The organism is Achromobacter sp. D7-1 (genome assembly GCF_059760445.1).
Genome location: NZ_JCBAMT010000032.1, coordinates 1 through 12884, shown reverse-complemented (window position 1 = coordinate 12884; position 12884 = coordinate 1). Strand labels below are relative to the sequence as shown.

The 12884-nt window shown below is 67.0% G+C and carries 12 protein-coding genes; 3 read left to right on the top strand and 9 right to left on the bottom strand.

Annotated elements, in window-relative coordinates:
- Positions 1 to 107 precede the first annotated feature (107 nt).
- Both AC6LKD_RS15570 and AC6LKD_RS15565 read right to left on the bottom strand, forming a co-directional pair.
- Positions 108 to 1619: a M81 family metallopeptidase gene (locus AC6LKD_RS15570; protein ID WP_498116713.1), complete on the bottom strand. Its 1512-nt coding sequence runs from the start codon at positions 1617 to 1619 to the stop codon at positions 108 to 110.
- 24 nt (positions 1620 to 1643) lie between these two features.
- Positions 1644 to 2624, bottom strand: a complete 981-nt coding sequence (locus AC6LKD_RS15565) for a Bug family tripartite tricarboxylate transporter substrate binding protein (RefSeq protein WP_498116712.1) — start codon at positions 2622 to 2624, stop codon at positions 1644 to 1646.
- Positions 2625 to 2753: 129 nt separating this feature from the next.
- Here AC6LKD_RS15565 and AC6LKD_RS15560 point away from each other — a divergent pair, with 129 nt between their 5' ends.
- Complete coding sequence (locus tag AC6LKD_RS15560) at positions 2754 to 4085, top strand: aspartate aminotransferase family protein (RefSeq protein ID WP_498116711.1); 1332 nt, start codon at positions 2754 to 2756, stop codon at positions 4083 to 4085.
- 26 nt (positions 4086 to 4111) lie between these two features.
- Positions 4112 to 4984 (top strand): MurR/RpiR family transcriptional regulator, encoded by an 873-nt coding sequence (locus tag AC6LKD_RS15555; RefSeq protein WP_492273871.1) that lies wholly within the window; start codon positions 4112 to 4114, stop codon positions 4982 to 4984.
- Positions 4985 to 4988: 4 nt separating this feature from the next.
- Here AC6LKD_RS15555 and AC6LKD_RS15550 read toward each other — a convergent pair whose 3' ends face one another.
- From AC6LKD_RS15550 to AC6LKD_RS15520, 7 genes are all read right to left on the bottom strand, one after another.
- Positions 4989 to 5885 (bottom strand): DUF6999 family protein, encoded by an 897-nt coding sequence (locus AC6LKD_RS15550; protein ID WP_013396905.1) that lies wholly within the window; start codon positions 5883 to 5885, stop codon positions 4989 to 4991.
- Complete coding sequence (locus AC6LKD_RS15545; RefSeq protein ID WP_498116710.1) at positions 5885 to 7807, bottom strand: iron-containing redox enzyme family protein; 1923 nt, start codon at positions 7805 to 7807, stop codon at positions 5885 to 5887. Before AC6LKD_RS15545 ends, AC6LKD_RS15550 begins: the two co-directional genes overlap by 1 nt.
- 33 nt (positions 7808 to 7840) lie before the next feature.
- The gene (locus tag AC6LKD_RS15540; RefSeq protein ID WP_498116709.1) at positions 7841 to 8773 is read right to left on the bottom strand and encodes a fatty acid desaturase; all 933 of its coding nucleotides are present in this window, start codon (positions 8771 to 8773) and stop codon (positions 7841 to 7843) included.
- On the bottom strand, positions 8733 to 9509 hold the full coding sequence (locus AC6LKD_RS15535) for a sterol desaturase family protein (protein ID WP_498116708.1): 777 nt from the start codon (positions 9507 to 9509) through the stop codon (positions 8733 to 8735). Before AC6LKD_RS15535 ends, AC6LKD_RS15540 begins: the two co-directional genes overlap by 41 nt.
- 123 nt (positions 9510 to 9632) lie before the next feature.
- The gene (gene dapA, locus AC6LKD_RS15530; protein ID WP_498116707.1) at positions 9633 to 10529 is read right to left on the bottom strand and encodes a 4-hydroxy-tetrahydrodipicolinate synthase; all 897 of its coding nucleotides are present in this window, start codon (positions 10527 to 10529) and stop codon (positions 9633 to 9635) included.
- A gap of 141 nt (positions 10530 to 10670) precedes the next feature.
- Positions 10671 to 10799: a hypothetical protein gene (locus AC6LKD_RS15525; RefSeq protein ID WP_013396910.1), complete on the bottom strand. Its 129-nt coding sequence runs from the start codon at positions 10797 to 10799 to the stop codon at positions 10671 to 10673.
- Positions 10800 to 10872: 73 nt separating this feature from the next.
- Entirely contained in the window at positions 10873 to 11358 is a 486-nt protein-coding gene (locus tag AC6LKD_RS15520; RefSeq protein WP_498116706.1) for a GAF domain-containing protein, read from the bottom strand.
- 179 nt (positions 11359 to 11537) lie between these two features.
- Here AC6LKD_RS15520 and AC6LKD_RS15515 point away from each other — a divergent pair, with 179 nt between their 5' ends.
- The gene (locus tag AC6LKD_RS15515) at positions 11538 to 12740 is read left to right on the top strand and encodes an aminotransferase-like domain-containing protein (protein WP_498116705.1); all 1203 of its coding nucleotides are present in this window, start codon (positions 11538 to 11540) and stop codon (positions 12738 to 12740) included.
- Positions 12741 to 12884: the final 144 nt, after the last annotated feature.

The following is a 12884-nucleotide window of genomic DNA, read 5'->3' as shown; positions in this document are numbered from 1 at the left end:
ACAGCGCGGACGCCGCCCGGCGGGCCTGCGGGGCAAGGGTCGCAATATAGCGCAAGGCCCTTGCCGTGTAACGCAGGGTCAACACCAAGGCGCGCGGATCCGCGCCGCTATTTCCGCCAGTCTTGCGCGTCGCTGGCTGCGCCTTGGCGCGCATGCCGGAACGGCAGCAGCCGCAGGTCCAGCGCCGCGGGTCCAGGCGCGTCGACGTCGATGATCGCGGCGCACAGCGGCAGGAAGGCCGCGCGGAAGTGGTTCTTGGCCTTCACGCACAGCAGCCGTACCTGATCGAGGTCGATGCCATGCAGGGTGAAGAAGCCCGGATCATTGGCCGGCGCCACCAGTTCGGTAATGATGACCTGCACGTTGGGCCGGTCGCGCAGCGACAGCAGCGCGGTGCGACCGCAACGCGTGCGAACGCCCGTTTCCATCGGCCCGGTGTTGCTGAATTCGCCGTCGGTGTAGCGTTCGACCCGGAATGCCGCACGCACTGGCGGACCGAAATCGCGGCTTACGCGGCCACCCAGGTCCAATTCGCAATCGCCGCCCAGACCTGCTTCGTACGCGCGCCTAACCGCATCCGGATCCGCGAAGCTGGCGAACACACAAGACAGATCGATCTGCGCATCCAGCAAGGCGCGGAACAGTTCCGGTGTGTCGCACACGCCTCCCGACAGCGGGTTGTCGCCTGGATCGGTAACGGCCACCAGGCCGCCGGCGCGCGCCGCCTCCACGGCTTGCGCCAGGCCCTCTTGCGGTGTCGGCAGAGTGACCGCAAACGCGGGCGCCAGACGCCGCATGGCGGCCATCATGGTCTCGGCCGCGGCCTGCGCCTGCGCGCCCGCGGTATCGCGGGCCGTGTCGGCCACCACCAGCACCGATGCGCCGGTATCGACGGTATCCGCGTACGGAAAGCCGCCGAACACGGAGACTTCGGCCACGCCTTCTCGTACCTGCGCTGCGGCAAGATCCTGCAGCTCGCGCATCGGGCCGGCATCGGTGCGCATGTTGAAGCTGGACAACAGCAAATCCGGCTTGGTCACCAGCACCCGCGGCGACAGCGTGCCGGCCTGCGCGCGCAGCAGCATGTCGAGCACCCGCCCCGCCGCCTCGCGCATGTCTATGTGGGGATAAGTCTTGTAGCCGCTGGCGCAATCCAGCAGACTGCCCAGTTCAGGGGCCAGGTTCGCGTGCAGGTCGAAGCTCGCGCCCAGGGGCACGCCGGGCAACAGGGCCCGCACGGCGCGCACGAAGTCCAGGTCGGGCGTCTGGCGCAGGTCGGTGATGGCGGCGCCGTGCAACGACAGGTAGACGGCGTCCCAGCCGGCGTCGTCCGCGACCAGCTCGGCCAGTACCTCTTCGGTAAAGGCGCGGTGCACGGCGTCTACTATCGGCCCGCCAGGCAGGGCGGATGCGCAGCGCAGGGCCACGACCTCCCAATCCGGATGCGCGCGGGCGAACTCGGCCACTTCACCCAGTTCGGTGGCCGTGCCAGCGGCGGCGGCCAGGGCGTCGCCGCCCTTGCGCCACTCGCGCCGTTCGAAATCCGCCATGGTGCAGGGCACCGGGCAGAAGGCGTTGCCTTCGTACCAGAAGCGCGCCACCGCCAGCCTTTTCTTCATGCCCTTGCCCATGCGTTTCCCCGCTTATTCCGGACGGATGTCGGTGCCTTCGATCAGGACGCGGTACTTCTCGCGTTCCGTCTGCAGATGCTGCGCCAAGGCTTGCGGCGTGCCGCCGATGGGCTGCGCGGCCAAGGCTGCCAGCCGTTCACGCGTGGCGGGCGCATCCAGCACGCGCTGGGCGGCGGCGTTGAGCTTGTCGATGACCGCTTGCGGCGTGCCGGCGGGCGCCATCACCACGAACCAGGAGGTCAGCTCGAAGCCCGGCACGGACTGCGCGATGGCGACCACGCCCGGCGCGGCGGGCACCGGCTGGGCCGAAGTCACGCCCAGAGCCACCAGCTTGCCCGCCTTGATCAAGGGCAAGGCGGTGGGCAGGTTGTCGGCGGACAGATCGATCTGCCCGCCCAGCAGATCGTTGTTGGCCTGGCTGGCGCCCTTGTACGGCACGTGGCGGATGTCCACCTTGCCCATGCGCTTGATCATCTCCAGCGCCAGATGGCCCGAACTGCCCACGCCCGGCGAACCCCAGTTCAGCCGCCCGGGCTCCGCGCGCGCGGTGCGCAGCAGGTCGTCCATGTTCTTCAGGCCGGACCCGGGATGCGTCAGCACCACGTTGGGCACCTGCGCCACATAGGCGACCGGCGCGAAGTCCTTGACCGGGTCGTAGCCGATCTTCTTGTAGACGTAGGCATTGATGATCTGCGTGCCGGGCGTGCCCAGCAGCAGGGTGTAGCCGTCCGGCTGCGCGTGCGCCACCTCGGACGCGCCCAGGCTGCCGCCCGCGCCGGCCTTGTTGACCACCACCACGGATTGGCCGAGTTCGGCGCCCAGACCCTCGGCCATCAGGCGGCCCAGCAGGTCGGTCGTGCCGCCGGCGGCGAACGGCACCACCAGCCGCACCGGCTGTTCCGGCCAGGCGGCGTCGGCCTGCCCGGCCGCGCCCAACGCGGCAGCCGCCGCAATCCCTAGAGTCCAGCCACGCAACAGATGGGAAAACTTCATGACGCCCCCTTGAGCGAATGATGACGATGCAACGGCCAATGCGGCAATAAAACCGTTTGGTTTATTTTTACAATAAATATACCATGTGTTTTATTTGACAAACCAGACCACGAGTCGCCGCCCCCCATCATGAGCCGCATCATTCATCGCAATGCCAGCCCCCTGCCCGTCGCCGTCAAAGGCGAAGGCTGCTTCATCATCGACCAGGAGGGCCGGCGCTACTTCGACGCCTCGGGCGGCGCGGCGGTCTCGTGCCTGGGACATGCGCACCCCGAAGTGCGCGCTGCCGCCGTCGCGCAGCTGGACGCGCTGGAGTACGCGCACACCAGCTTCTTCACCACGCCGGCGGCTGAAGAACTGGCCGAGTTGCTGGCGGCCAACAGCCCGGCCGGCCTGGGCAACGCCTATTTCGTTTCGGGCGGTTCGGAAGCGGTAGAGACCGCCTTGAAGATGGCGCGCCAATACCATGTTGAACGCGGCGAGCCGGGACGCTACCGCTACATCGCGCGGCGCCAGAGCTATCACGGCAACACGCTGGCAGCCTTGTCGGTGGGCGGCAACGCGGGCCGGCGCGCCCTGTACCAGCCCGTGCTGATCGAAAGCCACCACGTCTCGCCCTGCTTTGCCCTGCATTACCGCGAGGCCGGCGAAACGGACGAGCAGTACAGCGACCGCCTGGCCGGGGAACTGGACGCCGAGATCCTGCGCCTAGGCCCGGACACCGTGTCCGCCTTCATCGCCGAAACCGTGGTCGGCGCCACCGCCGGCACCGTCGCGCCCGTACCCGGCTACTTCCGCAAGATCCGCCAGGTGTGCGACCGCCACGGCGTGCTCTTGATCCTGGACGAGGTCATGTGCGGACTGGGCCGCACCGGCAGCTATCACGCCTTCGAACAGGAAGGCGTGGTGCCGGACCTGCTGACGCTGGCCAAGGGCTTGGGCGGGGGCTATCTGCCGATCGGCGCCGTGCTGGCGCATGACCGCGTCATCGGGGCCATCAACGCGGGCTCGGGCGCGTTCCAGCATGGCTACACGTATGTCGGCCACCCGGTGGCCTGCGCCGCGGCGCTCGCGGTGCAGCGCATCGTGCTGCGCGACAAGCTGGTGGAACGCGTGGCGGACATGGGCGCGGAGTTCGGCGCCATGTTGGCGGCGCGCCTGGAAAAGCATCCACACGTGGCCGACATCCGCGGCCGCGGCATGTTCTGGAGCGTGGAGCTGGCCGAGGATCCCGGCAGCCTGCGCGCGTTCGCGCCGCAGCGCCGGCTGCATGCACGCATCAAGGCCCAGGCGCGCGACCTGGGCCTGCTGTGCTATCCGGGCGGCGGCACGGTGGACGGCAAGCTCGGCGACCACGTGCTGCTGGCGCCGCCCTACCTCAGCACGGCTGATGAGCTGGCGTTCGCGGCCGATGCGCTGGCCCGCGCCATCGATCTGGCGTTGGCGGACGATACGCCATAATACGCGGCACCTTACACGGAGCGCAGATGGATAAAGCCGCCATCGACAAACTGATCGAAGCCCAGTTTTCCGCCCTGCCGCCCAAGCTGCGGCAGGCGGCCCGCTATGCGATCGATCATCCCAAGGACATCGCCCTGGAGTCGATGCGCGCCGCGGCGGGCCATGCCGGCGTCCAGGCCGGTGTCATGCTGCGACTGGCTCGGCAACTGGGATTCGATACCTACGAGGCGTTCCGCCAGCCGTACCGCGACTGGCTGGCCGCGGGCGGGTCGAGCTTTTCCGGCCGCGCCACCGCCCTGCGCAAGCGCCCACAGCACGACGCCGACGCGGGCCTGGTCGCCGACATCCTCGATGCCGAAGTGCGCAACCTGGGCAGCAGCCTCGGCCCCGCCGCCCTGCCCGCGCTGAAGGCCGCGCACGGCCTGCTGGCGGGCGCGCGCCGCATCTACGTCATCGGCCTGCGCAGCCTGTATCCAGCGGCCTATCACTTCAGCTATGCCTGCGGCATGTTCCTGGACAAGGTCACGTTGCTCAGCGGCGTAGGCGGCACCTTGGCCGATGAACTGCGCCGCATCGGGCCGGACGACGCGCTGATCGCCTTCAGCCAGGCACCTTATGCGCAGGCGGCAGTCACGGCCGTGGAATTCGCGCATGAACGCGGCGCCGGCGTGGTGGCGGTCACCGACAGCGCGGTGTCGCCGATTGCCCCAGGCGCAAAGGCGCTGCTGCTGGTGGCCAACGACACGCCCTCGCTGTTTCCCTCGGTGGTGCCTGCGCTGTCCATCGCGCAGACGCTGGCCGCCCTGCTGGTCGCGCACAGCGGCGAGGAAAGCCTGCGCGAAATCTCCAACAGCGAAGCGCAGCTGCAGCGCTTCGGCGTGTACGCAGAAAAGCGCTAAGGCCTCAGGCGATCGGCGCGGGCGGCTCGCCGCCTTGCTGCGCCTCTTTCATTTCCATCAGCAGGCTGTGCAGCATCTCGGTGGACAGCCCGTGCAGCACCAGCCGGTAGCCTGCGCGCAGGGTCGACATCGGCACCAGCGGATGGTTGTTGTTGACCAGGATCAGGTGCTGCGGCGCACCCAGCAGCTTGGCCGCGTAGATGCCGATGGTCTCGTCCAGCTGCAGCGAATTGGCCGCGCGCCAGAAGTCGTTGTCGGTCAGCATCAGCTGATACAGCGGCGTGAAGAGTTCGATCGCGCTTTGCAGGTCCAGGAAGTTCAGCTTGCCCTGCGGCATGTCTTCGAGCAGCAGGTCCGGATCGCGGATCATCGAAAAATCGACCCGTTCCGGCGCATGCATTTCCACGCCTGCGTCGCGCAACGCCTGGTTCAAGCGGATGACGAAGTTGAACAGGTTCAGGTCGTGCTTGACGAAGAGTTCGTCCTTTAGATCGTCGATATCGCGCGGCTCCAGCGGCGTGGTGGTGACACGCACCGGCGAGTTGGCCGCGATGAACGACAGTATCTGCGCGCCCAGGTGGAAGTGGCGCAGGATCAGCCAGTTGGCCTCGGGCGACACGAAGCGCTTCAGGCCCCAGGCCAGGATGCGGTGCAGCAGCTTGGAATGCGACCAGCGGCGCGGCAGAAAGGTCTTGATGACCTGGATCAGGATGATGAAGGCGCGCGCCAGCGGCCGCAGAAAGGGCAGCAGATACTGGCGCGAAGCGCAGCTGGAATCCGTCAGCCAGGCCTTCTTGACCTTGTCCGGCAGAGGCGTGCTGCGGTCCAGGTAGAGCGCCAGCCAGGGGCTGGGGTCGGCGGGATCGTGCGGTTTGGCAAGGAATTCGGGCTCTTGGCTCATCACGCGTCGCCTTCCATCACGTGGTGGAACTGCATCAGGTACAGCGCGGCCGTGCGGCGCGCGGTGTCGACGATGCGCTGTTCGGCGCGGCCATCCTCGTCGCAGTCCAGCGCCAGTTCCACCGCCGACAGCCAGCGCGCCAGATGGTGCTCGTCGTTGTGGCCGTGGTATTCCAGGAAGCGGAAGGCGTCCGGCGGCAGTTGCAGGCTGGCCTTGAGCAACGGCAGCAGCGCCGGCACGATGCGCTGCCCGGTGCCCTCGATGATGTAGATGGCGCCCAACAAGCCGATGGGATCGCGCGTGGCGGCCAGGCCGTGCAGATAGGCATTGAGCGCCTCGCCGCCGGGATTGCGGCGCAGGGCGTCGATGCTGTCCACCGGACCGCCCGCGTTGCGGTAGTCCTGGAACAGGATCTGGAAATCGTTCTGTTCTTCGCCGGCGTGCGTATCGATCAATGCCGCGAGCGGCGCGTATTGCTCCGTCAGCGAGGCCGCGCCTTCGCGCATCCACTTGCTGCCCTCGCGCACCTGCGGAATCCAGTTCTCCATCCAGTTCAGATAGTCGGCCGTCTGGAACTGGCGGTTGCGCAGGCGCCGCACCACCGGCGTGCGCCATACGCGCGAACGGTAGTCGTGCCAGATCGCGGCCAGTTCGGTCAGCAGCTGGCCCAGGCCTTGCGGCGCCATGTCCGGATCGTGCGGCGGCGCGATCGCGGCGGCGTCGTCGCTGTTCGCGTCCTCGCGCGCGGCAGTCGCTGCGGGCGCGCCCACGGCGATCTGCGGCGCGTGCACGGCCTCGGCTTCCAGCAGCATGTACGCGGCCATGAAGCGGCCCGATTCCGGGATGTAGCAGAAGATCTGCTCACCTGGCTTCACTTCGCGCGTTTCCAGGAATTCGGCCAGCATGATCAGGATGGACGCCGCGCCGGTGTTGCCGCGCCATGCCAGGTTGCTGAACCAGCGTTCACGCGGGATCACCAGGCCGGCCTTCTCCATCAAGTCTTCCACCACGGGGATGAACTTCTCCGACGAGTAATGGCACAGGAAGTGGTCCACCTGGTCCGGATCCACCCAGCCGTCGCGCACCAGCTTGGCGTATTCATGGATGCCGATGTCGAACAGATGCGGCAGCAGGCGGATGTCCTGGCGCAAGGACAGCGCGCCATCGGCCTCGGCCTCGTTCCACGACGGATAGTCCAGATGACCCTTGGCCCGGTCGGCCGACAGGCCCAGCTGCATGCACACCGGATAGTCGCCCGAGAACGAACGCTGATGCACCCACTTCAGACGCAGGCGCACGCCTTGCGAGGCGCCCGGCAAGGGCCGTCCGCTGTTGCCCAACAACACCGCCCCCGCGCCGTCCGACAGCATCCAGCGCAGGAAATGCGCGTCGAAGTCGGCGTCGTAGCCGCGCGCCGCGAAGCGCGAGCGCTTGAACAGCCGCGACGGCAGCTCGCTGGCCACCGCCAGGGCGCTGGCGTGTCCGCCCAGCTCCACGCCCTGCGCGGCCGTCTGGATCGCCGACACGCCCGCCGCGCAAATGCCGTGCACCGACAGGGTTTCCATCGGATGCGCGGCCAGCTCGCCCTGGATCATGTTGGAGAAACCCGGCATCAACGCGTCCCCGCCCGACGAGCCGCTGGCCAGCAGCGACACGGCGGACAGGTCGCTGTCGTTGCGCCGCAGGCAATCGCGGATGGCGTTGGCCGCGAGCTGCGCGTTGGTGAATACCGTGGCGCCCTCGGGATCGATCGCGTAGTAGCGCTGCTTGATGCCGTTCTCGGCCAGGATGCGGCTCTTGATGCGGCTGGACATGCGGTTCAGCGGCGCGATGTAGCTGTCCATGGCATCGTTGGACACGGGCTCGCCCGGCATGAAGTAGCCGGCGCTTTCCAGGTAGACACGATGAAACGCAATGGGCATGAGAGGCCTCTGGTGGATGTAGGGAGTGCGGCGCTAGCGGATGTGCTCGGGCGCCATGCATGAACGGCTGCGAAAGCGCGGCATGAAGGCGCCCAGCACGAACACGCGGAACATATAGGGCGTGAGGCCCGGCTCGTTCAAGGCCGGATTCACGCGGTTGCGGTATTGCTCGCGGTGCAGGCGCGTCAGTTCGGACCAGTGCGCCCGCGGATGCTCGTGGTGGGCGGTGTGCAGGCCAATGTTGAAGAGCAGCGGATTGACCAGCCCTTCGAAATTTCGCGCATAGTTCAGGCCCGCGACGGACCGCGGCCCGCCGTCGGCGTGCGCATGCTGCAGGTAGTTGGTAGCCAGCAGCCAGTGCAACCCATGCAGCTGCGGCACGATGACGAACAGCAGCGCCTTCATGGGGTTTACGGCCAGCAGCCCGCCCCACAGGCCCAACCATACGCCGTACTGCGCCATGCAATAGCGCCAGGCGCCCGGCCAATGCCGGTACAAGCGGCCCAGCCACGCGAAGAACAAGGGATACAGCACCCAACCCGCCTGCAATGGATGGATCAGGTAGCCCCACAGATGGTTGGTGTCGCCGCCGAAGCGGTAAGTGCGCGCCACGTCGCGCGCGCCGTGCTTGTACCGATGGTGATTGGCCACGTGCGCCGGATAGAACACGAAGGTCGGATGCCCTTGCAGCAGCGTGATCCAGAAATCGGTCGCGCGGTTGATCCAGCGTCCGCGCCACATGCGGATGTGCGTATGGTTGTGGTGGATGACGCCCACGCCCAGGGTCAGGAACAGCATCAGGCCGTACAGCGGCCACCAGAAGCCGTGCACCCACTGCCACGCCGCCAGCGCCGGCAACGCGGCCAGGTAGGCCAGGCTTTGCCAGTCGCGCCGGCTGCGCAGCGACGGCAGGCGGCGCTGCCGCTTACGCGCGCCCGCCAAGCGATTCTCGCTGCCGGAAAGCATTCAGCTGGGACTGCGCTGCCTCGGCCTTGAGGCGGGTGCGGAACAGGCGGTCCATGAAGGTGAACTGGAAGCCGTAGTTGCCGTTGTAGCAGGCGTGGTGCAGGTGATGCCTGCGGCTGGCGGCGAACCAGTGCGCGTAGGACACGTTGGGAAAGAAGTCGTAGTTGGCGTGGCCGATGCAATTGAAGAACAGGCTGAACAGCGGCACCGATGCCAGCGACCAGAAACTGAAGTCATGCAGCACCATGGGCAACATGATCACGTTGCCCAGCATCAGCGCTTCGATGGGATGGAAGCTGTAGGTCGAGAACGGCGTGGTCACGACCGAGCGGTGATGCGGCAGGTGGAAGCGGCGCAGCAGCTTGGTGTGCAGCAGGCGGTGGTTGATCCAGAAATGCACGTCGTTCCAGGCCACCAGCACCAGGATCTCGAGCGTGATCTTTTGCCAGCTCGCATCCGGGTCCAGGTGCGCCCAGCCCAGCTGCAACAGGCCCCACGGGAAAATCATGCCGGTGCCGAACAGCAGGATGGACAGGCCGGACTGCGCGAATTCGCGCCGCAACTGGCCCGGCGCCAGCGGGCGCGGATCCAGCGGACGCCCGATGCCCAACGCGGGCAGGATGTGCTGCGTCAGCAGCCAGGTGGCCGCACCGAACACCAGATAGATGCCGCTGAAGAAAAGCAGGCCCGCCAGCATGACTTGCCAGGCGGACAAGGCTACAAAAGCTTGGGCCATGAACGTTTTGTTTCACCCGAAGAATGGCCGCATGATAAGCAATCCGTCAGCTTCCCGGTAGGACATTTATTACTAAATGAATCCGAACACCACAAAGCTGACGGACTGCTCACCAAGTTCGGGCTACTGGCAAGGATATTGCCGGTTCAACCCCGCCACGGCGGCGTCCATGCGCGCGGCCAAGGCGATGCTGGCGGGCGGCATGGGCATGCGTAGTTCCTCGCTCAGCAGGCCCTGGCGCCCCAGTTGCGCCTTCAAGGGACCGGGATTGGGCTCGGCGAAGGTCAGCTGGATGATGGGGACCAGCGCGTGGAACAGCTTGCGGGCCAAGTCCAACTGCTGTGCCTTCACGGCCTGGTGCATGGCCACGAACAGGTCGGGACGGATATGCGCCGCGGCCGCGATCATGCCTGCGCCCCCCAGGCTCATCAAGGACAACGCCTGCAGGTCCTCGCCCGCCAGCACGTGCATGTTGCCGTCGGCGATCAGCGCAATCGTCTTTTCCAGCGAGCCGCCGCAGTCCTTGATCGCCGCGATATTGGGATGCGCGGCCAGCGCCAGCAAGGTCGCTGTATCCAGCGTCGTGCCGGTGCGATAGGGAATATCGTAGAGCACCAGGGGGAAGCGCGAGGCATCGGCCAGGCAGCGGAAATAGGCGGCGGCGCCTTCCTGGCCGGGGCGCACGTAGTACGGCGCGGGCGCCAGGATGCCGGCCAACGGACGCGTGCCGAAGGCGGCCAGGCGCTGCATCACGTGTCCATGATGGTTGCCCGCCAGGCCCATGATGACGGGCAGCCTGCCGGCCTCGGTCAGCACGGCGTCCAGCACCGCCAGCTGTTCGGCGTCATCCAGCGACGCGGCCTCGCCGGTGCTGCCGCACACGACCAGCCCGTCCACGCCCGCGGCGGCATAGTGGCGCACCAGGCGGCGCAAGGCCCCGCCATCCACGGCGCCGCCGGAAAACGGCGTGACCAGAGGCACCCAGACGCCCTGGATCGGAGATAGATGATGAGATTGCATGTGAACACTCCTGCGTTGTAAGCGGACCGTGGTTGGGGACCGTACAGAAGTGCTCGGGATGCCAGGGGATGCGCGGACGGCGCCAAGCGCCGCCAGGAGGCCGCTGTTCCGTCGCCCATCTGACGGAACAGCATGCTCCGGTCAGATGAGCGGCTGTTTTTTGGATTTCAGGCCGGCGCAAGCCAGTACCACGCCCTGGGCGCGGAACGGGAAAGCGGATTGCTTGGCCTGATGAATCATGAATGTGGGAACGGATGCGGTGGTGTGCAAGCGCAGATGCGGGAATCTACCGGGAGGCCGCAACCGTGTCAACGGCGTGCAGCGCGGCGGCTGCCGCCGCGGCTCAGTCCAGGCTGGCCAGGAACACCGCGCACAAGGCTTCCATGCCCTGGCGGTCGTCCCTGTCGAAACGATCCGGCACCGGGCTGTCCACATCCCACACGCCGATCAATTGGCCCTGGTGGACCAGCGGCACCACGATCTCGGAACGCGAAGCCGCGTCGCAGGCGATGTGGCCGGGAAAGGCATGCACGTCGGGCACCAGCTGCGTCTGGCGCTGGCTGGCCGCGGCTCCGCACACGCCGCGGTTCAGCGGAATGCGCACACAAGCCGGCTTGCCCTGGAAGGGGCCCAGCACCAGTTCCGTGCCGTCATAGAAATAGAAGCCCGCCCAGTTCAGGTCGGGCAGAGCCAGGTAAGCCAGCGCGCTCAGATTGGCGGCGTTGGCGATGCGGTCGGGCTCGCCGTCGAGCAGGGCGCGGGCCTGGGCGACCAGGCCGGCATACAGGGCGGCCTTGGAGTCGGCGACGATGGGAGCGGCTTCGAACATGGGAAATGTAACTGTACAGGCGGTTATCGATGCAGGTGATTTTAGGGGCTGCGGCCGTTAAGGGGGGCCGGGCCGCCGCCGTGTGGGACAATAGTTTTTTGCCGAATGTTTTTCCGCCGGGCCACCCAAAGGGACCAACCGCCCGTATTTTCCTACCCTTCTTTTTCAAGAAGCACTCCATGGACAAGCCTCTCGAACCTGCGTTTTCCTTTTCGGAACGCGCCCAGCAACTCACCAGCTCCGCCATCCGCGAGATCCTCAAGGTCACCGAGCGCCCCGAAGTCATTTCGTTCGCCGGCGGCCTGCCGGCGCCCGGCGGCTTCCCGGTAGAGGTAGTTCGCGCGGCATTCGACAAGGTACTGTCCACCAACGGCCGCGCCGCCCTGCAGTACGGCCCCACGGAAGGCTTTGCGCCGCTGCGTCAATGGGTTGCCGATGATCTGAACAAGGCCGGCACCAGCGTCGCCGCCGACCAGATCCTGATCGTGTCGGGTTCGCAGCAAGCGCTGGACCTGCTGGGCAAGGTGCTGATCGACAAGGACAGCAAGGTGCTGGTCGAAGACCCCAGCTACCTGGGCGCGCTGCAATCGTTCAGCCTGTACCAGCCCAACTTCGTGCCGGTGCCCACCGACGAAGGCGGCCTGATCCCGGAAGCCATCACCCCTGAACTGGCCGAAGGCGCCCGCTTCCTGTACGCCCTGCCCAACTTCCAGAACCCCACCGGCCGCACGCTGAACCTGGAACGCCGCATCGCGCTGGTCAAGCGCGCCGCGGAACTGAACCTGACCATCGTCGAGGACGACCCCTACGGCGAACTGCGCTACGCGGGCGAACCGCAACCTGGCCTGATCGCGCTGGCCGCCGAATACGGCGCCAACGTGGTGCGCCTGGGCACGTTCTCCAAGGTGCTGGCCCCCGGCCTGCGCCTGGGCTACATCGCCGCCGCGCGCCCGCTGATCAACAAGCTGGTGCAGGCCAAGCAAGCCACCGACCTGCACACGCCCACGTTGACCCAGATGGCCGTGTACGAGATCGTCAAGGACGGCTTCCTGGAAGAGCACCTGCCCAACGTGCGCGAAATCTACCGCGCCCAGGGCAGCTGCATGCTGGAAGCCATCAAGCAGGAGTTCCCGGACACCGTCACCTGGACCAAGCCTGAAGGCGGCATGTTCATCTGGCTGACCTTGCCCGACCACATCGACAGCACCAAGCTGCTGGAAAAGGCCATCGCGCAAAACGTGGCGTTCGTGCCCGGCGCGCCGTTCTATTGCGGCGCCGGCAAGACCAACACGCTGCGCCTGAGCTTCGCCACCGTGCCGGAAGACAAGATCCGCCGCGGCATCGCGATCCTGGGCAAGCTGCTAAAAGACGAGGTGAAGTAGGCCCCCCCCGAAGCGCCTGCGGCGCTTCCCCCCCAGGGGGGCGCCGCTACGGACCGGCGGAGCCCGGATCCGTGCGGCCCCGCTTTCGCCACGACAGTGGCAATATGACGCGGGTGCCTCGTAGGTGCTGTAGGACATGAACGG

Coding starts and splice junctions, on each gene's coding strand:
- AC6LKD_RS15555 (WP_492273871.1), top strand. CDS start 4,112: ATGGATAAAGCCGCCATCGACAAACTGATCGAAGCCCAGTTTTCCGCC.
- AC6LKD_RS15540 (WP_498116709.1), bottom strand. CDS start 8,773: ATGCTTTCCGGCAGCGAGAATCGCTTGGCGGGCGCGCGTAAGCGGCAG.
- AC6LKD_RS15570 (WP_498116713.1), bottom strand. CDS start 1,619: ATGAAGAAAAGGCTGGCGGTGGCGCGCTTCTGGTACGAAGGCAACGCC.
- AC6LKD_RS15520 (WP_498116706.1), bottom strand. CDS start 11,358: ATGTTCGAAGCCGCTCCCATCGTCGCCGACTCCAAGGCCGCCCTGTAT.
- dapA (WP_498116707.1), bottom strand. CDS start 10,529: ATGCAATCTCATCATCTATCTCCGATCCAGGGCGTCTGGGTGCCTCTG.
- AC6LKD_RS15535 (WP_498116708.1), bottom strand. CDS start 9,509: ATGGCCCAAGCTTTTGTAGCCTTGTCCGCCTGGCAAGTCATGCTGGCG.
- AC6LKD_RS15545 (WP_498116710.1), bottom strand. CDS start 7,807: ATGCCCATTGCGTTTCATCGTGTCTACCTGGAAAGCGCCGGCTACTTC.
- AC6LKD_RS15560 (WP_498116711.1), top strand. CDS start 2,754: ATGAGCCGCATCATTCATCGCAATGCCAGCCCCCTGCCCGTCGCCGTC.
- AC6LKD_RS15550 (WP_013396905.1), bottom strand. CDS start 5,885: ATGAGCCAAGAGCCCGAATTCCTTGCCAAACCGCACGATCCCGCCGAC.
- AC6LKD_RS15515 (WP_498116705.1), top strand. CDS start 11,538: ATGGACAAGCCTCTCGAACCTGCGTTTTCCTTTTCGGAACGCGCCCAG.
- AC6LKD_RS15565 (WP_498116712.1), bottom strand. CDS start 2,624: ATGAAGTTTTCCCATCTGTTGCGTGGCTGGACTCTAGGGATTGCGGCG.